The organism is Paracoccus laeviglucosivorans (genome assembly GCF_900182695.1).
GTDB classification, from domain to species: Bacteria; Pseudomonadota; Alphaproteobacteria; order Rhodobacterales; family Rhodobacteraceae; genus Paracoccus; species Paracoccus laeviglucosivorans.
The window spans coordinates 288,797-311,904 of sequence record NZ_FXTK01000001.1 but is presented as its reverse complement, the minus strand read 5'-3'; the positions used below and the strand labels follow the sequence as shown (position 1 = coordinate 311,904).

At 65.6% G+C, this 23,108-nt stretch carries 24 protein-coding genes and 1 tRNA gene; 7 read left to right on the top strand and 18 right to left on the bottom strand.

Annotated features, from left to right (window positions below):
• Positions 1-57: 57 nt before the first annotated feature.
• Both FN835_RS01620 and der read left to right on the top strand, forming a co-directional pair.
• The gene (locus FN835_RS01620; RefSeq protein WP_142661433.1) at positions 58-1,380 is read left to right on the top strand and encodes a PQQ-like beta-propeller repeat protein; all 1,323 of its coding nucleotides are present in this window, start codon (positions 58-60) and stop codon (positions 1,378-1,380) included.
• Positions 1,377-2,846: a ribosome biogenesis GTPase Der gene (gene der / locus FN835_RS01615; RefSeq protein WP_142661432.1), complete on the top strand. Its 1,470-nt coding sequence runs from the start codon at positions 1,377-1,379 to the stop codon at positions 2,844-2,846. The genes FN835_RS01620 and der overlap by 4 nt, the downstream gene beginning before the upstream one ends.
• On the opposite strand, the gene FN835_RS01610 is transcribed toward der, so the two are convergent.
• From FN835_RS01610 to FN835_RS01600, 3 genes are all read right to left on the bottom strand, one after another.
• On the bottom strand, positions 2,843-3,691 hold the full coding sequence (locus FN835_RS01610; RefSeq protein WP_142661431.1) for a hypothetical protein: 849 nt from the start codon (positions 3,689-3,691) through the stop codon (positions 2,843-2,845). The two genes, der and FN835_RS01610, sit on opposite strands and share 4 nt — an antisense overlap.
• A gap of 69 nt (positions 3,692-3,760) precedes the next feature.
• Positions 3,761-5,053, bottom strand: coding sequence for a serine--tRNA ligase (gene serS / locus FN835_RS01605; RefSeq protein WP_142661430.1), 1,293 nt, complete (start codon positions 5,051-5,053; stop codon positions 3,761-3,763).
• Positions 5,054-5,101: 48 nt separating this feature from the next.
• Complete coding sequence (locus tag FN835_RS01600) at positions 5,102-5,455, bottom strand: thioredoxin domain-containing protein (protein ID WP_142661429.1); 354 nt, start codon at positions 5,453-5,455, stop codon at positions 5,102-5,104.
• Between the two features lie 97 nt (positions 5,456-5,552).
• Here FN835_RS01600 and meaB point away from each other — a divergent pair, with 97 nt between their 5' ends.
• From meaB to rpmB, 3 genes are all read left to right on the top strand, one after another.
• Entirely contained in the window at positions 5,553-6,515 is a 963-nt protein-coding gene (meaB, locus tag FN835_RS01595) for a methylmalonyl Co-A mutase-associated GTPase MeaB (protein WP_142661544.1), read from the top strand.
• Positions 6,508-7,032 (top strand): methylated-DNA--[protein]-cysteine S-methyltransferase, encoded by a 525-nt coding sequence (locus tag FN835_RS01590; RefSeq protein WP_246098622.1) that lies wholly within the window; start codon positions 6,508-6,510, stop codon positions 7,030-7,032. Before meaB ends, FN835_RS01590 begins: the two co-directional genes overlap by 8 nt.
• A gap of 108 nt (positions 7,033-7,140) precedes the next feature.
• Complete coding sequence (rpmB, locus tag FN835_RS01585) at positions 7,141-7,416, top strand: 50S ribosomal protein L28 (RefSeq protein WP_142661427.1); 276 nt, start codon at positions 7,141-7,143, stop codon at positions 7,414-7,416.
• Between the two features lie 103 nt (positions 7,417-7,519).
• Here the strand turns inward: rpmB and FN835_RS01580 are convergent, their stop codons facing one another.
• The gene (locus tag FN835_RS01580; RefSeq protein ID WP_142661426.1) at positions 7,520-8,164 is read right to left on the bottom strand and encodes an arylesterase; all 645 of its coding nucleotides are present in this window, start codon (positions 8,162-8,164) and stop codon (positions 7,520-7,522) included.
• Complete coding sequence (locus tag FN835_RS01575; protein ID WP_142661425.1) at positions 8,161-10,575, bottom strand: heavy metal translocating P-type ATPase; 2,415 nt, start codon at positions 10,573-10,575, stop codon at positions 8,161-8,163. Before FN835_RS01575 ends, FN835_RS01580 begins: the two co-directional genes overlap by 4 nt.
• A gap of 401 nt (positions 10,576-10,976) precedes the next feature.
• Between FN835_RS01575 and FN835_RS01570 the strand changes: the two genes are divergently transcribed.
• The gene (locus FN835_RS01570; RefSeq protein WP_142661424.1) at positions 10,977-11,561 is read left to right on the top strand and encodes a L,D-transpeptidase; all 585 of its coding nucleotides are present in this window, start codon (positions 10,977-10,979) and stop codon (positions 11,559-11,561) included.
• 104 nt (positions 11,562-11,665) lie between these two features.
• Here FN835_RS01570 and FN835_RS01565 read toward each other — a convergent pair whose 3' ends face one another.
• The 10 genes from FN835_RS01565 to FN835_RS01520 form a co-directional block, all read right to left on the bottom strand.
• A complete protein-coding gene (locus tag FN835_RS01565) occupies positions 11,666-12,463 on the bottom strand; it encodes a purine-nucleoside phosphorylase (protein ID WP_142661423.1) in 798 nt (265 codons plus the stop codon).
• Positions 12,447-13,412, bottom strand: a complete 966-nt coding sequence (locus tag FN835_RS01560; RefSeq protein WP_142661422.1) for an ABC transporter permease — start codon at positions 13,410-13,412, stop codon at positions 12,447-12,449. Before FN835_RS01560 ends, FN835_RS01565 begins: the two co-directional genes overlap by 17 nt.
• Positions 13,412-14,047 carry a LysE family translocator gene (locus FN835_RS01555; protein WP_142661421.1) on the bottom strand — a complete coding sequence of 212 codons (636 nt, stop codon included), beginning with the start codon at positions 14,045-14,047 and terminating at the stop codon, positions 13,412-13,414. The genes FN835_RS01560 and FN835_RS01555 overlap by 1 nt, the downstream gene beginning before the upstream one ends.
• Positions 14,047-15,144, bottom strand: coding sequence for an ABC transporter permease (locus FN835_RS01550; protein WP_142661420.1), 1,098 nt, complete (start codon positions 15,142-15,144; stop codon positions 14,047-14,049). The genes FN835_RS01555 and FN835_RS01550 overlap by 1 nt, the downstream gene beginning before the upstream one ends.
• Position 15,145: 1 nt before the next feature.
• Positions 15,146-16,759 (bottom strand): ABC transporter ATP-binding protein, encoded by a 1,614-nt coding sequence (locus FN835_RS01545; protein WP_142661419.1) that lies wholly within the window; start codon positions 16,757-16,759, stop codon positions 15,146-15,148.
• Positions 16,759-17,745, bottom strand: a complete 987-nt coding sequence (locus FN835_RS01540) for a BMP family lipoprotein (RefSeq protein WP_142661418.1) — start codon at positions 17,743-17,745, stop codon at positions 16,759-16,761. The genes FN835_RS01545 and FN835_RS01540 overlap by 1 nt, the downstream gene beginning before the upstream one ends.
• Positions 17,746-17,832: 87 nt before the next feature.
• Positions 17,833-18,234: a GNAT family N-acetyltransferase gene (locus tag FN835_RS01535; RefSeq protein WP_142661417.1), complete on the bottom strand. Its 402-nt coding sequence runs from the start codon at positions 18,232-18,234 to the stop codon at positions 17,833-17,835.
• On the bottom strand, positions 18,231-18,821 hold the full coding sequence (tsaB, locus tag FN835_RS01530; protein ID WP_142661416.1) for a tRNA (adenosine(37)-N6)-threonylcarbamoyltransferase complex dimerization subunit type 1 TsaB: 591 nt from the start codon (positions 18,819-18,821) through the stop codon (positions 18,231-18,233). The genes FN835_RS01535 and tsaB overlap by 4 nt, the downstream gene beginning before the upstream one ends.
• Complete coding sequence (locus tag FN835_RS01525) at positions 18,814-19,368, bottom strand: NifU family protein (RefSeq protein ID WP_142661415.1); 555 nt, start codon at positions 19,366-19,368, stop codon at positions 18,814-18,816. The genes tsaB and FN835_RS01525 overlap by 8 nt, the downstream gene beginning before the upstream one ends.
• A gap of 117 nt (positions 19,369-19,485) precedes the next feature.
• Positions 19,486-19,941, bottom strand: coding sequence for a universal stress protein (locus tag FN835_RS01520; protein ID WP_142661414.1), 456 nt, complete (start codon positions 19,939-19,941; stop codon positions 19,486-19,488).
• Between the two features lie 227 nt (positions 19,942-20,168).
• Here FN835_RS01520 and FN835_RS01515 point away from each other — a divergent pair, with 227 nt between their 5' ends.
• Positions 20,169-20,930, top strand: coding sequence for a sugar transferase (locus FN835_RS01515; protein WP_281285389.1), 762 nt, complete (start codon positions 20,169-20,171; stop codon positions 20,928-20,930).
• Positions 20,931-20,936: 6 nt separating this feature from the next.
• On the opposite strand, the gene truA is transcribed toward FN835_RS01515, so the two are convergent.
• The 3 genes from truA to FN835_RS01495 form a co-directional block, all read right to left on the bottom strand.
• Positions 20,937-21,719, bottom strand: coding sequence for a tRNA pseudouridine(38-40) synthase TruA (gene truA / locus FN835_RS01510; protein WP_142661412.1), 783 nt, complete (start codon positions 21,717-21,719; stop codon positions 20,937-20,939).
• Positions 21,719-22,711, bottom strand: a complete 993-nt coding sequence (locus FN835_RS01505; protein ID WP_142661411.1) for a 5-bromo-4-chloroindolyl phosphate hydrolysis family protein — start codon at positions 22,709-22,711, stop codon at positions 21,719-21,721. The genes truA and FN835_RS01505 overlap by 1 nt, the downstream gene beginning before the upstream one ends.
• A gap of 254 nt (positions 22,712-22,965) precedes the next feature.
• Positions 22,966-23,039, bottom strand: a tRNA-Gly gene (locus tag FN835_RS01495).
• Positions 23,040-23,108 lie beyond the last annotated feature (69 nt).

Below are 23,108 nucleotides of genomic sequence, written 5' to 3'. Positions count from 1 at the left end.
TGATGAAGGCGTGACGCACCCGACCCGTGCCGCACCCGCCGACAAGAGGAGACAGCGATGACCCGGTTGCCCCTGATCGCCGCTTTGGCGGGCCTTGTGGCCCTTACCGCCTGCAACCGTCAGGACCCGATCCTGCCCGGAGAACGGCTGGACCCGCGGGCCGTCCTTAGCCCCGATAGCCCGACGGTTCAGGGCGCGGTCGCCCCGACCACCACCGCCCTGTCGTTGCCGCCCATGCGCGGCAATGCCGATTGGGCGCAGCGCGCGGGCGGCGCCAGTCATTCGGCGGGCAATGTCGCGCTTGGCGCTGGCACGAACCGCATCTGGTCGGCCAATATCGGAACAGCCTCGGACCGCCGGCACCGCATCACCGCCGATCCGATCGTCGCAGCCGGTCTGGTCTTTACGCTGGATGCGCAATCCACGGCGACCGCGACCACGACCAGCGGTGGCCGCGTCTGGAGCGTCGATCTGCGTCCCGCAGGCGAAAGCGACCGCAGCGTTTCGGGCGGCGGCGTCGCATTCGAGGGCAACCGCGTCTTTGTCACCACCGGTTATGGCGAGCTGGTCGCGCTGGATGCCCGCACGGGCGGCATCGCGTGGCGTCAGCGGGTCGATGCGCCGATCAGCGGTGCGCCGACCGTCGCCAACGGCGTGGTCTATGTCGCGGGCCGCGATGCCTCGGGCTGGGCGGTGCGCGCCAATGACGGCAAGACGCTGTGGCGCACCTTCGGCAATGACGCGATGGCGGGCGTGATGGGCAGCGCCGCGCCGGCAATCGCGGGCAGCACGGTGATCTTTCCCTATGCGACCGGGCAGATGGCTGCGGTCGATACCCGCGACGGCAACGCGCTGTGGACCGCCGATGTGGCGGGTTCGCGCCTTGGCCGGGCGATCTCGTTGTTCCGCGACATGACCGGCGATCCGGTCGTTTCGGGCAATACCGTCTATGCCGGGACCAGTTCGGGCCGCACGGGCGCCTATGATCTGGAAACCGGCGCGACCAAGTGGACCGCACCCGAAGGTGCCGCAAGCCCGGTGGTCGCGGCGGGGAATTCGGTGTTCCTTGTCAACGATCAGGCCCAGCTTCTGCGGCTGGATGCCAGTAATGGCGGGCGGGTCTGGGCGCAAAAGCTGCCCTATTTCACCAAGCAGGTCGTGCGCAAACAGGACAAGGTGTGGAACCACTTTGGCCCGGTGCTTGCGGGGAATCGGCTTTACCTTGCCAGCTCTGACGGCTATCTGCGCGTCTTCGACCCTGCCACGGGTGCCCTGATCGGCAATGCCGAGATACCGGGCGGCGCCGCAGCAGCCCCCGCCGTCGCAGGCCAAACCTTGTATGTCGTCACGCATGACGGCCAACTGATCGCGTATAGATGAGCTTCACCCTCGCCATTGTCGGGCGGCCGAATGTCGGCAAGTCCACGCTTTTCAACCGGCTTGTCGGAAAACGGCTGGCGCTGGTCGATGACCAGCCCGGCGTGACCCGCGATCTGCGCGAAGGGGCGGGGCGGCTGGGCGATCTGCGCTTTGTCGTGATCGACAGCGCCGGTCTGGAAATGGTCGAGGATGACAGCCTGCAGGGCCGGATGCGTCGCCTGACCGAACGTGCGGTCGATGAAGCGGACGTTTGCCTGTTCGTGATCGACGCCCGCGTCGGCGTCACGGCGGCAGATGAATATTTCGCCGAAATCCTGCGCCGCCGGGCCAAGCACGTCATTCTGGCCGCGAACAAGGCCGAAGGCCGCGCGGGCGAAGCGGGCGCGATGGAGGCTTACGCGCTGGGTCTGGGCGAGCCGCTGCGCATCTCGGCCGAGCATGGCGAGGGGATGGACGATCTGTATCGCGAACTCGTGCCGCTGGCCGAGGTGTTCGAGGCCCAGAACGTTCAGCAGGCCCCAGAAACCGACATTGCCGTGTCGGACGATGAAGATGACGACGAAAGCTGGCGCCCGTCTGCGGCCAAGCCCCTGCAAGTGGCAGTGATCGGACGCCCGAACGCGGGCAAATCGACGCTGATCAACAAGATATTGGGCGAAGACCGTCTGCTGACTGGCCCCGAAGCCGGGATCACCCGCGATTCCATCAGCGTCAGCACCGATTTCATGGGCACGCCGATCCGCATCTTTGACACCGCCGGGATGCGCAAACGCGCCCGCGTGACGGACAAGCTGGAAAAGCTGTCAGTGTCGGACGGGTTGCGCGCCGTGCGCTTTGCCGAGGTGGTCGTGGTGCTGCTGGACGTGGGCATCCCCTTCGAACAGCAGGATCTGCGCATCGCCGATTTCGCCGAGACCGAGGGCCGCGCCGTCGTCATTGCCGCGAACAAATGGGACCTTGAGGAAGACAAGCCGCAAAAGCTGAATGAGCTGCGCGAGGCGTTCGAACGCCTGCTGCCGCAGCTGAAAGGCGCGCCGCTTGTCACCGTTTCGGCCCGCACGGGCAAGGGTCTGGACCGGCTGCACAACGCGATCCTGAAGGCGCATGAGGTCTGGAACCGCCGCGTGCCGACCGCTCGCCTGAACCAGTGGCTTTCTGCGATGACCGAGGCGCACCCGCCGCCCGCGCCCGGTGGCCGCCGCATCCGCCTGCGCTACATGACGCAGGTGAAAACCCGGCCTCCGGCCTTTGTCGTCATGTCCACGCATACCGACAAGCTGCCCGATAGCTATGCGCGCTATCTGGTGAACGGCCTGCGGGTGGATTTCGACATGCCCGGCACGCCGATCCGCTTTACCTTCCGCGATCAGGGGACGAAAAACCCCTATAAGGACAAGGCCGACAAGATCAATCAGTCGGGCGCGCTGTCCAAGCACAAGAACCGGCAAAAGCCCAAGGGCAGCTAAGTCGTCACCTGAACCAGTGCCACGACGATCACCGCAATGGCCAGCACGGCCATTGTGGCCAGCGCTGCATTTCCGGCGACCGTTCCCGCCGCAATGCCGATCAGCCCCAGAATCACGGCCACGCTGTAGCTGATATTGCGCCCCAGCCGAAGCTGCGCACCGACCGCCGCGAATGAGGCGAGCGTCAGCCCGACCGCCCCCGCAATGGCCAGTGGCACGCCCAGTTTCTTTTGCAAAAGCGTGATGAAGAACGCGAATGCCACCAGCGTCACCCATCCCGCAGCAAAGCCCAACGCACCGCTTTTGCGCACGTTGAAGCCGTGCCTGACCCCGCGCAGGGCTGCGCCCAAGACCCCTGCCAGCATCAGAACCGCCGCCAGAAAGGCCGCCAGTGGCTGGCTTTCGATCAGCCAGGGACAGACAGCACCCGCCACCAGCCCTCCGATCAGCAGCCCGTGTTCGGCAAGGCTGACATCATGGCGATGCCATTCCAGCACCTGTTCCGGGGTGGGTGGACCCGCGCCGAATGGCAGCCGGCGCGAGGCGCGGCGGCTTTGCAATGCCATCTCGGCCAGACGCAGGCGGCGCACGTCCTGAAAGCGGCGCAGCGCGTGCCATGCCAGTGCAATCATCGTCAGCGCCATCAGCAGCATCAGCGCGGCGCTGCGGGGGCGCAGGAACAGATCGGTCAGCACGATGGGCGGTTCGCTGTCGATGATCGAAAAGGGCGGCTCGCCCAATCCCGCCAGCCCGCCGCCGGGGATCGGGCGCAGCGCATAGATCGCGATGCTGGCGACAAAGGCCAGCGTGGCAGCAATCAACGAATAGGCGCCAGCTCGTTTCATGAAAGCCGAACGCCAGCAAACGCGGGGCGGTTTCCGCCGCCCACGCGAGTTGTTATCTTTTGTTAAGGATCAGGCCAGATGCCCATCCGCACCCAGACGGGTCTTGCCGCCCAGATAGGGGTGCAGCGCGGCGGGCAGTTCGACCGAACCATCGGCCTGCTGGCCGTTTTCCAGCACCGCGATCAGCGTGCGACCCACCGCCAGACCCGAGCCGTTCAGCGTATGGACGAATTCCGGCTTGCCGCCTGCCTCGGGGCGGTAACGCGCATTCATGCGCCGCGCCTGGAAATCGCCGCAATAGCTGACCGACGAAATCTCGCGGTAGCGGTCCTGACCGGGCAGCCAGACTTCCAGATCATGCGTGATGCGCGCGCCAAAGCCCATGTCGCCACCGCAAAGCACGATGGTGCGATAGGGCAGGCCAAGACGCTCAAGCACCGTCTCGGCGCAGCGGGTCATGCGGCCATGTTCGGCGACGCCGTTTTCCGCATCTGTGATCGACACCATCTCGACTTTCTCGAACTGGTGCTGACGCAGCATCCCCGAGGTGTCGCGGCCCGCGCTGCCCGCCTCGGACCGGAAGCATTGGCTGTGGGCGACCATACGGCGGGGCAGGGTGGCGTGATCGACCAGATCGCCATGGACGGTGTTGGTCAGCGTCACCTCGGATGTGGGGATCAGCCACCAGCCGTCGCGGGTCTGATAGCTGTCCTCGCCGAATTTCGGCAGTTGGCCCGTGCCCTCCATCATCTCGGACAGGACAAGAACCGGGGTCCAGGTTTCGGTCAGGCCGTGTTCTTCGATATGCAGGTCCAGCATGAACTGCGCCAGCGCGCGATGGACCCGCGCCACGCCCTTTTGCAGCACGACGAAACGCGCACCTGACAGTTTGGCGGCGGTTTCAAAATCCATGCCGGGTTTGACGCCGCCAATCTCATAATGCTCCACAGGGGAGAAATCGAAGCTGCGCGGTTCGCCCCAGCGGTTGATTTCAACGTTGTCGTCTTCGTCCTTGCCCGGCGGCACGCTGTCCAGCGGCAGGTTCGGGATGGCCAGCAGCAGGTCGCGAAGTTGCGCATCAAGTGCGGCAGCCTCGGCCTGCAGGGTGGCGGTTTCGTCTTTCTTGGCCGTCACCAACGCGCGCAGGCGTTCGAATTCGGCATCGTCGCCACGGCCCTTTGCGGCACCGGCTTCCTTGCTGGCCTTGTTCTGTTCGGCCTGCGCGGCCTCGGCGGCCGAGATGCGGGAACGGCGATCGGCATCCAGCGACAGGATTTCAGGCGAAACCGGGGCCAGATTGCGCAGCGCAAGTGCTGCATCAAAGGCGGCGGCGTTTTCGCGGATGGCGCGGATGTCGTGCATGGCTGACCCATTCCCTTCAAGGTTACGCGGCCCCAGATAGCGCAAGGATCAGGCTTGCGCCAGCATCTCGGCCAGAACGGGAAAGAACTTGTCCGCGCCGGGATAGCCTTCAAAGCGCGTGACCTCGGACCCGGCTTTCAGCAGGATGAAACTGGGCGTCAGCCACGGCATCCGCGCCAGCGCCAGCCCGTCGGGATAGGGGCCATCCACATCGACCGAAAACAGCGGCGCGGCGCGGCCTTCGGCGTGTCGGGTATAGACCGGTGCGATTTCGCGGTCCCATTGTGCGCAATAGACACAGCCCTTGCGGCGCACCATCATCAGCCGCACCCCCTGCGTCTGGGCATGGGCGGCAAGCGGCGCAGCAAGCGCCAGCCCCAGAAGGATGCGACGTGAAATCATGGCGGCACGCTAGTCCTCCGTAAGTCGCCCCGCAAGCGCGTGCCGTTTACATGACGCGATCGTGCCCATATCCATTTGTGAAAGCATTGGGGGCATGATGGACGAGCTGACGGATGAGCTGATGCAGGGCAATCGCCGCGCCCTGTCCCGCGCGATCACGCTGGTCGAAAGCACGCGCCCCGATCATCGCGCCCGCGCGCTGGCGCTGCTGTCCGAATTGCCCGACCGGCAGGCCTTGCGGATCGGGCTATCGGGCACGCCCGGCGTCGGCAAGTCCACCTTTATCGAGGCGTTCGGCAAGATGCTGACCGGGCAGGGCTTGCGCGTCGCGGTGCTGGCCGTGGATCCCAGCTCGGCCCGGTCGGGCGGATCGATCCTTGGCGACAAGACCCGGATGGAGACGCTAAGCCGCGATCCGCTGGCCTTCATCCGCCCCTCGCCGTCGCGTGCGGAACTGGGCGGCGTGGCGCGGCGCACCCGCGAAACCGTGCGCCTGTGCGAGGCGGCGGGCTTTGACGTGGTGCTGATCGAGACGGTGGGCGTGGGACAGTCGGAAACACTGGTGGCCGAGATGTCGGACCTGTTCCTGCTGCTGCTGGCCCCGGCGGGTGGCGATGAATTGCAGGGTGTCAAGCGCGGCATCATGGAGATTGCCGACATCATTCTGGTCAACAAGGCCGATGGCGATCTGCGCGCGACCGCGATGCGGACCGTGGCCGATTACGCAGGCGCGCTGCGGCTTTTGCGCAAGCGTGCATATGATCCCGAGGGCTTTCCCAAGGCGTTGCCCGTTTCGGCCTATACGGGCGACGGGTTGGCCGGGGCGTGGGTGGAAATGACCGCACTGGCCGATTGGCGGCGCGAACAGGGACATTTCGCGACGCGCCGCGCGGAACAGGCGCGGCACTGGTTCACCGCCGAATTGCGCGCCGGTCTGCTGGCCCGTCTGGACGCCCCCGAGGTGCGCGCCCGTCTGCGCGAACAGGGCGATGCCGTTGCGCGCGGCGAGGCGGACCCCGACGCAGCCGCGGCGGATATGCTGGGTTGGCTCAATGGCTAGGATGCTGGCGCGTCTGGGCACGCCGCTGGGCGATATGGTCGCGGTGGCAGATCATGCGCTGCGCCTGCTGGAATTTCACGACCGCCCCGAACTGCCCGCCGAACTGGCACGGCTGGGACAGCTTGCGCCGGGGCGGAATGCCGTGATCGACCGGCTTGAGGCACAACTGGCCCAGTATTTCGCGGGCGAACGCGCGGATTTCGACCTGCCGCTGGCACCCGAGGGCACGGCGTTTCAGGAAAGCCTGTGGGCGGCGCTGCGGGAAATTCCGCCGGGCCAGACGCGCAGCTATGCCGCGATGGCGGTCCTGCTGGGCAGGCCCAAAGCGGTGCGGGCCGTGGGTCGGGCCAATGGCGCGAACCGCATCGCGGTGGTGATTCCCTGTCACCGGCTGGTCGGATCGGACGGGTCGCTGACCGGATATGCCGGTGGAATCCCACGAAAACAGGCACTGCTTCGTCACGAAACAGACAGGTTCCCGCGTCAGACTGCGCGAAACGGGGCTGTTTTGGCTTGACGCCATGCCCCGCTTTGCGTATTTCCCGCGGACAGATTTCCGGGCGCTGCCTCGCGGCGCCCTTTCATATTGCGGGCAACCGCTCAAACGAATCGAAGGAACAAGATCATGTCGCGCGTTTGCGAACTGACCGGCAAGGGCCCGATGAGCGGCAACAACGTGTCCCACGCCAACAACAAGACCCGTCGCCGCTTTCTGCCGAACCTGAACGAGGTTTCGCTGATCTCGGACAAACTGGGCCGCAGCTACCAGCTGCGCATCTCGGCCGCTGCACTGCGTTCGGTCGATCACCGTGGTGGCCTTGACGCCTTCCTGGTGAAAGCCCGTGACGAAGAGCTGTCGGACCGCGCGCTGAAAATCAAGCGCGAGCTGTCGAAAGCCTGATTTTGCGCTGACATCCCCAAGGCCGACCGATTCGCGGCCCAATGGGGAATGTCGGTTTAGCCCCGCCTTGGCGGGGCTTTTGCATTTCTGCCCCCCCTCTGGACTAGCCGCCTGCGGGGCTTGGCTGGCCGACCCTGGCAATCAGCGCCTCGACCGCGGGACCAAGGCCCAGCACGATGCGCTTGACGCCATCTGCAGATGGATGGGTGCGATCCGCCTGCAGCATCGCCGGGATTTCAGCTTCGGGCAGCGTATAAAGCGGCGCGTAAAGATTTTCGTAAAGCAAGGCGTCATGCTTGGCGGCCAGCCTTGGCCATATCGCAGCCCAGTCCGGGTTCGGCTCGGGCTTGGCGATGCCCACCAGCAGCAGCGGATGGTCATCGACACCGGCCTGCGACATGATCGAATCCAGATTATCCTCGGCCCCCTTGGCGGACAGGCCAAAGATCAGATCGTTGCCGCCCAGTTCCACGATCACCGCATCGGGCTTGTGGCGCGCCAGCGAATAGCCGATGCGCACCCGCCCGCCTGCCGTCGTGTCGCCCGCAAGCCCGCCATTCAGCACCACGACATCATGGCCCCGATCGCGCAGCCATTTCTGAAGCTGGGGGACCAGCCCTTCGCCGGGGGGCAGGCCATAGCCTTCGGTCAGGCTGTCACCAAAGGCCAGCACGCGGATCTGGTCGGCCAACAGAGGAAGCGGCGCCAGACAAAGCGCGGCGGCAAGGGACAGGGCACGAAGCGTCATGCGAAACTCTTTAACCTCAGGGCATTGGTGACGACAAAAACCGAAGACAGCGCCATCGCGCCCGCCCCCAGCATGGGCGAAAGCTGCGGCCCGCCAAAAGGTAGCAGAACACCCATGGCGACGGGAATCAACGCTGCGTTATAGGCAAAGGCCCAGAACAGGTTTTGCCGGATATTGCACATGACGGCCCGTGACAGACGCAGCGCGCGGGAAACGCCCTGCGGATCGCCGCCCACCAGCACGACCTCGGCCGATTCGATGGCGACATCGGTGCCCGTGCCCATTGCGATGCCGGTTTCGGCGGCGGCCAGCGCGGGCGCGTCGTTGATGCCGTCACCGACAAAGACCGTGCCGTCACCCATGTCGCGGATTGCGGCCAGCTTGCCTTCGGGCAGGACGCCCGCGATCACGCGGTCGATGCCCAGCTTCGCGCCCACCGCATCCGCCGTGGCCTGCACATCGCCCGAGATCATGGCGGTCCGCACCCCCAGCCCGTGCAGTTCCGCGATTGCCCGCGCCGCCTGCGGTCGGATCGGATCGGCCAGGGCCATCGCCGCGACATGCCGCCCGTCCACGGCCATATGCACCGGGGTCGCGCCTTCGCTGGCCCAGCCCTGCGCCTGTGCGATCAGCGCAGAGTGCGGGACGATGCCCGCCTGCGTCAGCGCAGCAGCATTGCCGATCAGCAGGGTGTGGCCCTGCACCTGCGCGCCAAGGCCGCGGCCGGGGGTTGCGGTCACGGCTTCGGCTGGGGCCAGTTCCATGCCCTTGGCCGCCGCGACGATGGCGGTGGCAAGGGGGTGTTCGGACCGCGCCTCGGCGCTGGCGGCCAGATGCAGCGCCTGATCACGCGCGATCCCCTCGGTCGCCAGATGGACCAGCGCGGGTCGGCCTTGGGTCAGCGTCCCCGTCTTGTCAAAGCCGACGATCCGCGCATCGGCCAGCCGTTGCAGCGCATCGCCGCGCCGGAACAGCACCCCCAGCTCGGCGCCGCGCCCCGTGCCGACCATGATCGAAACCGGAACCGCCAGCCCCATCGCGCAAGGGCAGGCGATGATCAGGACCGAGATGGCGGCGACCAGCGCATCACCGATCCCGGCAAATGCCAGCCAGATGCCAAAGGTCAGCAGCGCCAGCCCGATGACCACCGGCACGAAAACCGCTGTGATGCGGTCCACCAGCGCCTGCACCGGCAGCTTGGCCGATTGCGCGTCCTGCACCATGGCGATGATACGGGCCAGCGTCGTGTCGCCGCCCGTGGCTGTCACGCGATAGCTCAGGGCTGTGCCGCCGTTGACGGTCCCGCCGGTCACCTTGTCGCCGGGGGATTTGGCGGCGGGGACCGGCTCTCCGGTCAGCATGGATTCGTCGATGCTGCCCCGGCCTTCGGTCAGTTCGCCATCGACCGCCACCCGTTCGCCGGGGGCAAGTCTTACAATGTCGCCCGCGCGAAGCTGGGCTACGGGCAGTTCGACCACTTTGCCGCCGCGTTCGACGCGGGCGGTCGCGGGGGCCAGTTCGATCAGCCGGCGGATCGCCTGTCCGGCCTGACCCTTGGCCCGCGCCTCAAGCCAGCGGCCCAGCAGGATCAGCGTGACGATGACCGCCGCAGCCTCGTAATACACGTGGCGCGAGGCTTCGGGCAGCAGCCCCGGTGCAAAGGTCGCGACGGCGGAATAAAGCCACGCCGCCCCGGCTCCCAGCGCGACAAGGCTGTTCATCTCGGGCGTGCTGCGCAGCAGGGCGGGGATGCCCACGCGAAAGAACACGCGCCCCGGACCGGCCAGAACCGCCGTTGTCAGCACGAATTCGGCCAGCCACAGCGGGGTCTGGCCGATGGTCATATGCAGCCAATGGTGCAGGGCGGGGATCAGATGCCCGCCCATCTCTGCGACAAACACCGGCAGCGTCAGCAGCAGGGCGATCAGGAATGCGCGGCGCAGTGCTGTCGCGTCCCCGGCATGGTCGTGCAGATGCGGCGCGTGATCGGCCTGCACCTGCGCGGGATAGCCCTTGTCGCTGACCAGCCGCGCCAAGACCTGCGGATCCACCGCCGCCGAATGGCTGACCGTCGCGGTTCCTGTGGCAAGGTTCACCACCGCCTGCGTAACGCCCGGCTGGGCGGCCAGCGCCTTTTCCACGCGACCCGAGCATGAGGCGCAGCTCATCCCCTGCACCTCAAGCCGCGTTTGGAGGGTTTCGGCAGGGTAGCCCGCTTTTTCCAGCGCGGCCACGGCATCTGCCAGCGCCTTGGGGTCGGTCAGCGTGAAATGCGCGCGGCCGGTGGCAAGGTTCACGCTTGGCGCGGTGACGCCCGGCACGGCGGCCAGCGCACGTTCGACCCGGCCTGCACAGGATGCGCAGCTCATGCCGGTGATGGCCAGATCGGCCTGATGGATGTGGGTTTTCATCGTCCTGTCCTGTCTGAGTGGCGAAAATCGCGGATCAGACGGGGCAGGGCGGTCCCTGCGGTCGTTGCGGCGCCTGCCTTGGCGCTTGCGGGATCAGGGTCTGCAGGGCGCGCGGCGGCACGGGGTGCGGTTGCGCATGGCTGGGTCGCGCCGCGACGTGACAGCGGCAACCGCGCCCACCGCGACCCCGGCACAGATGTGCGGCCCGCGTCAGGGCGCGGCGCGGCGGTGTCGGTCGGGCAATAGGTTTGGTCGCGCAGCACATCGGCGGGCTCCTTATGCGATGCAAGCTAGGCACGTTTCCGCATCGATTCAAGCGCGTCACGGCGCTTTGAGTTGATCCCGGCGGCGCAAGACGATACCGCCTAGTTAACAGACGCTTGAAATTTCAGGACAGGACTATGAACCGCCGTCAGATTCTGATGCTTTCCCTGCCGCTGCTGGCTGCGCCTTCGTTGGCGCTGGCCCAAGGTCAGACCGCGCCCGCCGCCGCTGCGGCCGCCGCCCAGACCCGCCGCGACCCCTATGCGCCGACCGAAGTTGCAATCCGCCCCGATTTTGAGGTGGGTAGCATCGTCGTGGTTTCCAAGGACTTTTTCCTGTATCACGTCATCGCACCGGGCCGCGCGATCCGTTACGGCGTGGCCGTGGGCACGGCGGAACTGGTCTGGAAAGGCCGCGCCACCGTTGGCCGCAAGACCGAATGGCCCAGCTGGACCCCCACCCCCGCGATGATCAAGCGCAAGCCGGAACAATACGGCAAATGGGCTGACGGTATGCCGGGTGGCCCGACCAACCCGCTGGGCGCGCGGGCGTTGTATCTTTACGACGCCAAGGGCAACGACACCTCGATCCGCATCCATGGCACGACCGAGCCGAATTCGATCGGCCGCGCCGTGTCGAACGGCTGCATCCGTATGCGCAACGAGGCGGTGATGGACCTGTATGAACAGGTTCCGCAAGGCACCCCCGTCTACGTTTACTGATCCGGCATTCGCCCAAACTTAGCATTGAACCCGGCTTGATCCGGGTTCGATCGCGCCCAAGCGCGGCAGATGATCGCCATCCTGCAGCCCGCCCCGAAAGCGGGTCAGCCGCGCAGGAAACGCCTTAGCACCTGTTCCAGCTTTGCTGCCCCAAGGGGGGCCATCGCCTTGGTATGTTCGTGGCTGATCGATTCATCCGACATGCCTGCGCCCATATTGGTGATGACCGATACGGCAGCGCAGCGCAGACCCAGAAAACGCGACAGGATCACCTCGGGGACGGTGGACATGCCCACGGCGTCAGCACCCAGCACCTTTGCGGCGCGGATCTCGGCGGGGGTTTCGAACGACGGGCCCGAGAACCAGCAATAGACCCCTTCGGGCAGGTCCACGCCCTCGGCCAGCGCCGCAGCCTTCAACCCTGCCCGGATTTCCGCGTCATGCGCATCCGTCAGCGGCACGAAACGCGCATCGGTCGCCTCGCCGATCAGCGGGTTCGTCCCGGCAAAGGCGATGTGATCGGACAGCAGCATCAGCGATCCCGGCGGATTTTCCGCCCGCAGGCTGCCCGCCGCATTGGTCAGGATCAGCCGCCCGCAACCCAAAGCCTGCAAGACCTCAAGCGGCAGGCGCATGACATCCGCACGCCCGGATTCGTAGTAATGCGACCGCCCACCGAACACCGCGACCCGCCGCCCTTCCAGCTGGCCCACGACAAGCTGCGGCACATGGCCCGACACGCCTGCATGGGGAAAGCCCGGCAGGTCGGAATAGGGGATCGCCACGCCCTCGACCGCTGCCGACAGATGGCCAAGGCCGGAACCCAGGATCAGACCGTATTCCGGCGGCTGATCCCCGGCGCGTTCCTGGATCAGACGGGCTAGCTCAGCGCTCTTTGACATAGGGTTCTCCGCCCGCGCGTGGCGGGATGGCGCGACCGACGAAGCCGGCCAGAATGATGACGGTCAGGATATAGGGCAGCGCGCTCATGAACATCGAAGGGACGGTGATGATGCCCAGATCAAGGTTCGGATAGCGGTTCGCCAATGCCTCAAGCAGGCCGAACAGGAAGGTGGCGAAAAGCGCGCTCCACGGCCGCCACTTGGCGAATATCAGCGCCGCCAGCGCGATATAGCCGCGGCCTGCCGACATTTCCTTGACGAAGCCTGCGGAAATCCCGGTGGCCAGATAGGCGCCCGCAATACCGCACAAGACGCCGCAGATGCCCACGGCGGCATAGCGCAGCCGCGTGACGGACACCCCCGCCGTATCGACCGAGGCGGGGTTTTCCCCCACCGCCCGCAGCCGCAGACCAAAGCGCGTGCGGTAAAGCACCCACCACGTCAGCGGCACGAAGGCAAAGGCCAGATAGACCAGCACCGAATGCCCCGAAATCAGATCGGCATAGATGGGCCCGATCACTGGCACAGGGCGCAGCGCGTCGGCAAAGGGCAGGGTGATTTCGTTGAACCGCGCCGCCCCCTCAAGCGAGGGCGTGCGCCCGCCAAGGCCGAATATCTTTTGCCCCAGCAGCACCGTCAGCCCCGAGGCGAGGAAGTTGATCGCGACCCCGGAGATCAGCTGATTGCCCCGGAACGTGATCGAGGACATGCCGTGGATCAGTGACAAGGCCAGCGACCCGGCGATGCCCGCACACAAGCCCAGCCACGCGCTGCCGGTGGCATAGGCGACGGATGCGGCGGTAAAGGCCGCCATCAGCATCTTGCCTTCAAGCCCGATGTCGAAGACGCCCGCGCGTTCCGAATAAAGCCCGGCCAGACAGGCCAGCAGCAAGGGCGTCATCAGGCGCACAGCACTGTCGAGGATCTGGATGATTGTCGGGAAATCCATCAGCGACGCTCCATTGCCATGCGCAGGGCCATCGCGCCCAGAAAGATGCCAAGCGCGCCTTCGATCCAGCGGCGGGCGCGGTTATAGGCGTGGCGCACCGGACGCGAGGACAGCACCACCGCCCAGAAGCCATGCCCCGCCAGCGACAGGACCGTGCCACCAAGCGCAAAGACCAGCAGCACCGGCAGCGGCGCGTTCTGCGCAGGGCCGACGCTGGCTGCGGCCATCCAGAAGACAAGCGCCTTGATATTGGTGATCTGCAATCCCAGCCCGGTCAGGAACAGCCGCAACATGGGCTGGCGGCGCACCTCGGCCACATGGACCTGCGGCGGGGACAGGGCTTTCTTCATCGCCTTATAGGCCAGCCATGCCAGATAGCCCGCGCCCAGCAGGCGCAATGCGGTGCCCGCCCAAGCGATTTCCTGCATGATCAGCCCCAGCCCCAGACTGGTGGCCAAAGCCAGCACACCTGCCCCGCAGGCGATGCCGAATGCCGCCATCAGCGCGGATGCTCGACCCTGTTCGGCACCGATGCCCAGCAGCAGTGCCACGGCCGGGCCGGGCGACATGACACCCACGATCTGTATGGAATAGGCCGCCAGAAAGGCGGGCAGAAAGGGGATCAGCCAGTCCATCACGCCTCCTTTTTGCGGCGCAGCGCCATGAACAGGCGTTCCAGCGGCATACGCACCATATTGTCCAGCGCACCGGTGAACAGGATGACCAGTGCCTGAATGACGACGATCAGCTCGCGCGGGATGCTGGTCCACAGCGCAAGCTCACCCCCGCCCTGATACAGAAACCCGAACAGGAACGCGGCCAGCAGCACGCCGAACGGATGGTTGCGGCCCATCAGCGCCACCGCGATGCCGATAAAGCCCGCGCCTTCGACCGAATTCAGGACCAGCCGCTCGGCCTCTCCCATCACATTGTTGATGGCCATCAGCCCGGCCAGCCCGCCCGAGATCAGCATGGCGATGACCGTGATCCGCGTGGGCGAGATCCCGGCATAGACCGCACCCGGTTCGGATTTGCCGAAGGCGCGGATTTCATAGCCAAGCCGCGTGCGCCAGATCAGCAGCCAGACCAGCAGACAGGCCGCCAGCGCGATGAAGAACGTCACGTTGACGGGCGTGTTCTTGCCCCATTCGATGCCCAGCGACAGCAACAGGTCCGAGATCGAGGGCAGATGCGTCGGTTCGGGGAAATTCGCGGTGGCCGGGTCCATCTTGCCCACGGGGCGCAGCAGGTTCACCAGCACATAGTTCAGCAGCGCCGCGGCGATAAAGTTGAACATGATCGTGGTGATGACGATATGGCTGCCGCGTTTGGCCTGTAGCCAGGCGGGGATCAGCGCCCAAAGCGCGCCGAAAGCCGCAGCCCCGATCATTGCGCCGGGCAGCGCCAGCGCCCAATGCGGCCAAGGCACGAACAGCAGCATCAGTGCGACGCCAAGCCCACCCATCGCGGCCTGCCCCTCTCCGCCGATATTGAACAGCCCGGCGTGATAGGCGACCATGACGGCCAGCCCGGTGAAGATGAAATTCGTCGTGTAATACAGCGTGAAACCCCAGCCATAGCTGGAAAAAAGCGCGCCTTCGACCATGACCTTCAAGGCCTCGACCGGGCTTTCACCGATCGCAAGGATCACCACGGCCGAGATCGCAAAAGCCAGCACCAGCGAGATCAGCGGCGTCAGGACCACATCGGCCCATTTCGGCATACGCTCCATATCAGCGGACCCCTTCGTCCAGCCCCGGCGCAGTGGCGGGGGTTATCGCATCCTCAGGCGCGGTCGTGGCCGGATCGACCCCGGCCATCAGGCAGCCCAGATCGGCGACCGTCGCCTGATCCGGCAGGCGTTCGCCCATGATCCGCCCGTCGAACATCACGGCAATCCGGTCCGACAGTGCCGTGATCTCATCCAGCTCGACCGAAACCAGCAGCACGGCCTTGCCCGCGTCGCGCAGTTCCACGATGCGTTTGTGGATGAATTCGATCGCGCCGATATCGACGCCGCGCGTGGGCTGGCCGATCAGCAGCAGGTCGGGATTGCGCTCGACCTCGCGCGCGACGACGATCTTTTGCTGGTTCCCGCCCGAGAAATTCTTGGCCGCCAGTTCCGGGTTGGGCGGGCGCACGTCGAAACGCTGCATCTTGCCTGCCGCGTCGGCGCGGATCGCGGCATTGTCCATCAGCAGGCCGTTCTGGAATTCGGGCGCGTCATGATAGCCGAAAGCCACGTTTTCCCACGCGGCGAAATCCATGATCAGTCCTTCGACCTGCCGATCCTCGGGCACGTGGCCCACGCCCGCCTGACGCCGCGCCCGCGCATCGCTGCCGGTCAGCGGCAGGGGCTGGCCGTTCAGCGTCACCGTGCCCTCAAGCCGCGCGCCCTTTTCGGGATAGCCGCCAAGGATTTCCAGCAATTGCGTCTGGCCGTTGCCCGAAACCCCGGCAATCCCCAGAATCTCACCGGCGTGAATGTCCAGGTCGATACCGCGCAGCCGCTCGACGCCCGCCGTATCGACCATGCGCAGGCCCCGCACCGACAGGATCGGCGCGCCGGGCTGGGCTGGGGCCTTGTCCACGCGCAGCAGCACCTTGCGGCCCACCATCAGCTCGGCCAGTTGCGTCGGGTTGGTTTCGCGGGTCTTGACGGATGCGACCATCTCGCCCCGCCGCATCACCGAAACATTGTCGGTGATCTCCATGATCTCGCGCAGTTTGTGGGTGATCAGGATGATTGTTTTGCCTTCGTCGCGCAGGCCGCGAAGGATGCGAAACAGGTGATCAGCCTCGGCGGGGGTCAACACGCCGGTCGGTTCGTCAAGGATCAGGATGTCAGCCTGCCGATACAGGGCTTTCAGTATTTCGACCCGTTGCTGGTGGCCGACGGACAACTCCTCGACCAGCGCATCGGGATCGACCTGCAATTCGTATTCGCTTGCCAGGCGCTTCAACTCGCCCCGCGCGCGGGACAGGGACGGGCGCAGCAGCCCCCCGTCCTCGGCCCCGAGGATGACGTTTTCCAGCACGGTGAAGTTCTGCACCAGCTTGAAATGCTGGAACACCATGCCGATGCCCGAACGGATCGCAGTCTGGCTGTCGGTGATGGCCGTGGGCTTGCCGCCGATCAGGATTTCCCCTGCATCGGGGCGATAGAAGCCATACAGGATCGACATCAACGTCGATTTCCCGGCCCCGTTTTCACCGATGATGCCGTGGATCGTCCCGCGCGGCACGACAAGGTCGATGCCCTTGTTTGCCTGCACGGGACCGAAAGCCTTGGAAATCCCCCGCAATTCGATTGCGGGGGCCGTATCCGTTCCGGGCGTCGAAGCCATTACTGCACCGGGCAGGTGTTATCGGTCATATAGTCATGCACCTTGATTTCGCCCGCCGTGATGCCCTTGGTCGCGGCATCGACGGCTGCGGTGATGTCTTCGGTGATCAGCGGTTTGTTGTTGTCATCAACCGCGACCGACACCCCGCCCGAGGCAAGATCCATCGTCTTGATGCCCGGTTGCAGGTCTGCACCGGCCTTGAACGCCTCATAGACCGAGTTGTCCACGCCCTTGACCATCGAGGTCAGCACTTTGCCCGGATGCAGGTGGTTCTGGTTGCTGTCCACGCCGATCGACAGGATGCCCGCATCCGCCGCCGATTGCAGGATGCCGATGCCCGTGCCGCCCGCCGCCGCGTAAACCACGTCAGCGCCTTGCGAGATTTGCGCCTTGACCAGTTCGCCGCCCTTCACCGGGTCGTTCCATGCGGCGGGGGTGGTGCCGGTATAGTTGATCAGCAGCTTGCCTTCGGGGTTCGTGGCCTTGAAGCCCTGAGCATAGCCGCATTCGAATTTGTGGATCAGCGGAATGTCCATGCCGCCGATGAAACCGACGGTGCCGGATTTCGACGCTTTCGCGGCCATCACGCCCGCCAGATAGGAGCCCTGCTCCTCGGTGAAGACGATGGATTGGACGTTGGGCTGTTCGACGACCATGTCGATGATCGCGAATTTCGTATCGGGATAGTCGGGGGCGACCTTGTTCAGCACCTCTCCAAAGGCGAAGCCGGTCATCACGATGGGGTTCGCGCCGGTTTCGGCCAGACGGCGCAGGGCTTGTTCCCGCTGCGCCTCGGACTGCATCTCCAGTTCCTTATAGGTGCCGCCGGTTTCGGCCTTCCACTTTTCGGCCCCGGTATAGGCCGCTTCGTTGAAGGATTTGTCGAACTTGCCCCCCAGGTCAAAGATCAGTGCGGGGTCGGCCAATGCGGCCAAGGGCAGAATGGCCAGGCTGGCACCGGCCAGCAGCGTTTTCATCAGGGACATGTTCTAGACCTCAACCTGTTATGGGCGATTCCGCCCGCTCATGCCGAATTAGGGCGCATGGGTCCAGAGCCGTCAACCGGGTTATGATCAAAGAATCCGCCGCATCAGGATCGCGTCGATCCCCGGTGCATAGTAATTGCGCCGCCTGCCTGCCTGAACCCAGCCATCCGCCAGATAAAGCGCCTGTGCAGGGCCGTTATCCGAGGCGACTTCCAGAAAAGCCTCGGCCGCGCCGCGCGCCTGTGACGTTGCGCGAAATTCCTGCATCAGGCGGCGCGCGACACCCTGACGCCGCGCCTCGGGGGATACGGCAAGGGTCAAAAGCTCGGCCTCGTCGGCGACGGTGCGCCCGATCAGGAAGCCATGCGGCACGCGCAGCAGAAAGTTCAGCGGGCTGGCCAGCAGGTCTTCGATTTCCGCCGCCGACCAGGGGCGGGGATGCGTGCCGAAGCAGCGCAGATGCAGATCGGCCAGCCCGTCCGCGCTCATGTCAGGATAACGGGACCGCGGTCGCGGGCGGGGGCGGCATCCGCCGGGCGCAGATAGATCGGCGCGGGGCGGGGCAGGTCGGGCTCGTTGGCGCGCGACAGCGCGATGCGCCCGATGGCGATGGGCAGCGGATGGCGCGTCAGTGCGATGGCGGGGCCGGGGGGCAGCATGTGCAACTGACCCTGTTCGGGCGCGGATGGCCCCATGCCGAAATCCTGCCAGATCACCTCACCCGCGCGGGACGGCACGGCGACGCGGCATGGGCGGGGCAGGCCAAGCGCCGCCGCCTCGGTCACGCCGACGCCGACGGCGGGGATGCCCAAAGACAGCGACAGGCCGCGCGCGGCGGCAACGGCGATGCGGATGCCGGTGAAATTGCCCGGACCCGTGCCGACCCCGATGACGGTCAGATCGCGCCAGTCGCGCCCGGCCTCGGTCAGCAATTCCTCAAGCAGGGGAAACAGCCTTTCGGCCTGACCGCGGCCCATGTCTTCCTGACGATGCGCCAGAACGCGGCTTTCGGTCAGCAAAGCGGCCGCGCAATGCGCGGCCGATGTGTCGAAGCCCAAGGCAAGGGCTTCAGGCAACGGGACGGACCTCGGTCACTTCGGGGATATAGTGACGCAGCAGGTTCTCGATCCCCATCTTCAGAGTCAGGGTCGAGGAGGGGCAGCCCGCGCAGGCCCCCTGCATGTGCAGATAGACCACGCCACGGTCGAAGCCGTGGAACGTGATGTCGCCGCCGTCCTGTGCCACGGCGGGGCGCACGCGGGTGTCCAGCAATTCCTTGATCTGGGTGACGATCTCGGCGTCTTCGCCGGTCTGTTCGTTATGGCCGCTGGTCGCCGCGCCTTCCATGGCGGGCGCGCCGGACTGGTAATGCTCCATGATGGCGCCCAGAACAGACGGCTTGAGGTGATCCCATACCGCGCCGTCGCCCTTGGTCACGGTCACGAAGTCCGAGCCCAGAAACACGCCGGTCACGCCCGGCACGGCAAAGATGCGTCGCGCCAGCGGGCTTGCGCCAGCGGCATCGGCATCGGTGAAATCGGCGGTGCCTTGGCCCAGAACAACCTCGCCCGGCAGGAACTTCAGCGTGGCGGGGTTCGGGGTGGTTTCGGTCTGGATGAACATGGGGGCGCTCCTTTGTTCCCGGATATGGGGATCGAGGGGGGGATGAGTCAAGCCGAACGGGACCGCGAAAGGATGCGGCAGGATCAAAGCTGGGTTTCACCGCAGGCGCGGGCCGGGTCAGGTGATCTGTTCCAGCCGCTCGCGCGAGATGTCGCCGGGCACGATAGTGATGGGGCAGGAGAGGTTCGCCATTTCGCGCATCAGGCGCGAAATCAGTGGCCCCGGTCCCGCGCTTTCCGTCGAGGCGGCCAGCACCACGATGCCGATTTCGGGATCGTCGTTGATCTGGGCCAGCAATTCGTTGCCCGGCTCGCCTTCGCGCACGACCAGTTCCGGCTCAACGCCGGGGCGGTCGCGCATCCATTTCGCAAAGACCTCGAAATGGGCCTGAATGCGTTCATAGGCTTCGGCACGCATCACGTCGGCAACGCCCATGCCGTGCGGAATTTCGTTCGTTGGGATGACGGCCAGCACCTGCACGCCGCCGCCGGTTTTGGCAGCCCGCATCGCCGCAAAGCGTATGGCGTTCAGGCATTCGCGTGAATCATCCAGGACGACCAGCGATTTCCGCATATTCTTGCTCCGGTTGACCCCGAATGGGCAAAGACTGGCCGAAAGGACACGGTTGCGCAAGAGCGTCGCGCTTTTCCCCTTGCGTTCGTTCCCATTTGTCGGACCCTGTGTTACGGCAAATTCAAACGAGCAGCCCAAGAAAAACACGGGACGACCATACTGTGACAATTCACCATGATTGGGACAGATCTGATCGCCGTGACCTGGCTTCGGTCTCGGGGCTGGGTATGGGATGGATTGCCGATCAACAAGCCGTCAAGGTGGGGATGACCCGCCGCAAACGCGCCTTTGACATCCTGTTTTCGCTGATCCTGCTGATCCCGCTTGGGCTGGTGATGGCCGTGGTCGCTGCGCTGCTTTTGGTGACGCAGGGGCGGCCGCTGTTCTATGTCGCGCCACGGATGCGCGCGCCCGGCGAACAGTTCGATCTGCTGAAATTCCGCACCATGCTGCGCGAGGATGACGATTCCGGCGCGACCGGCGCGCATAAGCATTGGCGCATCACCAAGGTGGGCCGCATCCTGCGCCGCACCCGCATCGACGAACTGCCGCAGCTGTTCAACATCCTGCGCGGCGACATGAGCTTTGTGGGTCCGCGCCCACCGCTCAAGGAATATGTCGAGCGGTTTCCGGCGCTTTACAATCAGGTGCTGGCGAATCGTCCCGGTGTGACGGGACTGGCCACCATGATCTATCACGCCCATGAAGACCGCATCATGGCGCGCTGCAAGACCGCCGAGGCGACCGAGGCCGCCTATTACCGCCGCTGCCTGCCGACCAAGCTGCGGCTGGACATGATCTATCAGCGCCGCCGCACGCTGCGCGTCGATCTTTGGATCATCGGCCATACGGTGATGACTGTGGTGATCCCGTCATGGCAGGGTCGCGGGCGTCGCCGCATTCCGTCGGGTCACGGTCTGCCGGTCGCCGCGGTGCAAAAAGTGCAGCAGGTCGCCCAACAGCCTGCAGCCAAGATCCCCGCCGAATAAGCGGACTTAGCCCGCGCCGAACGGGTCTTTCGGATAGCCCACGCCCGACAGATACAACCCTTGCGGCGGGCAGACCGGCCCACAGGCTGCGCGATCACGCGCCTCCAGCGCCTCGGCCACGCGGGCGGGATCCCATGCGCCGGCACCCACCCGCTCCAGCGTGCCGACGATCGAGCGGACCTGATTGTGCAGGAATGACCGCGCACGCAGGCGAAACCGGTATTCGCGGCCCTGCGGAATTTCGATCTCGTCGATGGTGATCTGGTCCAGCGTCTTTACCGGGCTTTTCGACTGGCACATGGTCGAACGGAACGTGGTGAAATCATGCAGCCCGATCAGATGCGCTGCGCCCGCCCGCATCGCGTCGATGTCCAGCGGGTTCAAAACCTGCCAGACGCGACCCCGGTCATGCGTGACAGGCGCGCGGCGGGCGGTCAGCCGGAACAGATAGCGCCGTTCCAGTGCGGAAAAGCGGGCGTGGAAATCGTCATCGACCCGCGCAGCGGACAGGATCGCGACGGGCGCGGGTTTCAGATGCCAGTTCAGCGCCTCGGACAGGCGAAACGGATCCCAGTCACGCGCCAGATCGGCATGGGCGACCTGACCCGTGGCGTGGACGCCCGCATCGGTGCGCCCGGCAGCGGCGATACGCGCGCCCGATGCATAAGCGGGGTCCAGACGCGCAAGTGCAGCCTCGATCGCGCCTTGCACGCTGGGATGTTCGGCCTGCGCCTGCCAGCCCGCAAAGGGCAGGCCGTCATATTCGATCAGCAAAGCGTAGCGGGGCATCAGCGGCGTTGCTTGTCCGCGTCGCGCCGCATCAGCAGATCGTCCATCGTCATCGTGCGTTCCAGTTCGGCTGGGTCGGCGCCGACCTCGGCAGGACGCTCGACCGGGCGCACGCCTTCGCGGGCCAGTCTTTCGCGCAGCACGCCGATTTCGATGTCCAGATTGGCCTTGTCGCCTTCGGTCAACTTGCGGCTGCGGGCCTGAAACTGCGTTTCAAGATCGGAGAGCAGCGTTTCATAATCCTGCCGCGCGCGCGGATCACGGGTCTGGGCATACAGGTCCGAGAACTTGACCGTCGCATCGCGCGCGCCCTGCAGATAGATGCCCAGATAGCGGCGGGTGGCGGCGATGTCGTCGGGGTCTTCCTCGATCCGGGCGAAAAGTTCGCGTGCGGTGGCGGCGAACATGGCAACCCGCGCCTCAAGCCGGCGGTCCGAGGTCCGCAGGATCGCGTCCTGCATGGCTTTCAGATAGGCCTCGCCCTCGGCGATGATGCGATGGGCGCGGTCCTGCTGGAAGGTATCGACGCCTTCCATCCCCTTGTCGCGCATCGGGTCGGGGCCAAAGGCCAGCCAATGCAGCGCGCCAGCGGCAACGCCGATGATCGCGGCACCGGCTTCGGCACCCGGCACGTATGACCCGACGGCAAGGCCCAGCCCGGTCAGGATGCCGCCGAACAGCTTGCGCGGCACGGCGGGACGGCGGGCCACGCGGCGCGCGTCATAGGCGGCTTCGGCCTGCAATCCTTCGCGGGTCAGCAACATGCCTGCGGCAAGGCTGCCAAAGGCCCCCAGATGCGTGGCAAGCCCGACCGGGTCCTGCCAGAACGCGCTGAGCAGGAACGGAATCCCCATGATGGTGATCCAGCGCGTGCGCGATTGCAGGGGATGATTGATCTCGCCCGGTGCGGGGCGGGCGGGCGGACGCGGATCGCTGCCGTCCAGACGCGGCCCACCCTGGGGCGAGAAGCGGCCTCCGAAGCGTTTTGCCATGGTTCAGCCCGCGCCCACAAAAGAGGCGTAAAGCGTAAGTCCCATAAGAAGAAAGAAGGACAGGCGCTGCGTCGCTTTGCGGGACATCGGCTTCCTTTCGGCCAAAGGGAATTGCCCGCAGCATATATGGCGAAACCGGGCCGAAAGAAAGATGCGGTGCGGAATGTTCTGCCGTGACGCAGGAAATTTTACAGCCATGCCGCGTGGAATCGGGCCGTAAGTGGCCGTGATAGCGCAGTATTTCAGGATGGCGATGGAGCGGGTGATGGGAATCGAACCCACGTATTCAGCTTGGAAGGCTGCTGCTCTACCATTGAGCTACACCCGCATCGCCGTTTTCCATAGGCAATCCCGCGCGACCATGCAAGCGCCTTGCACCGCTTGACGGAAACCTGAC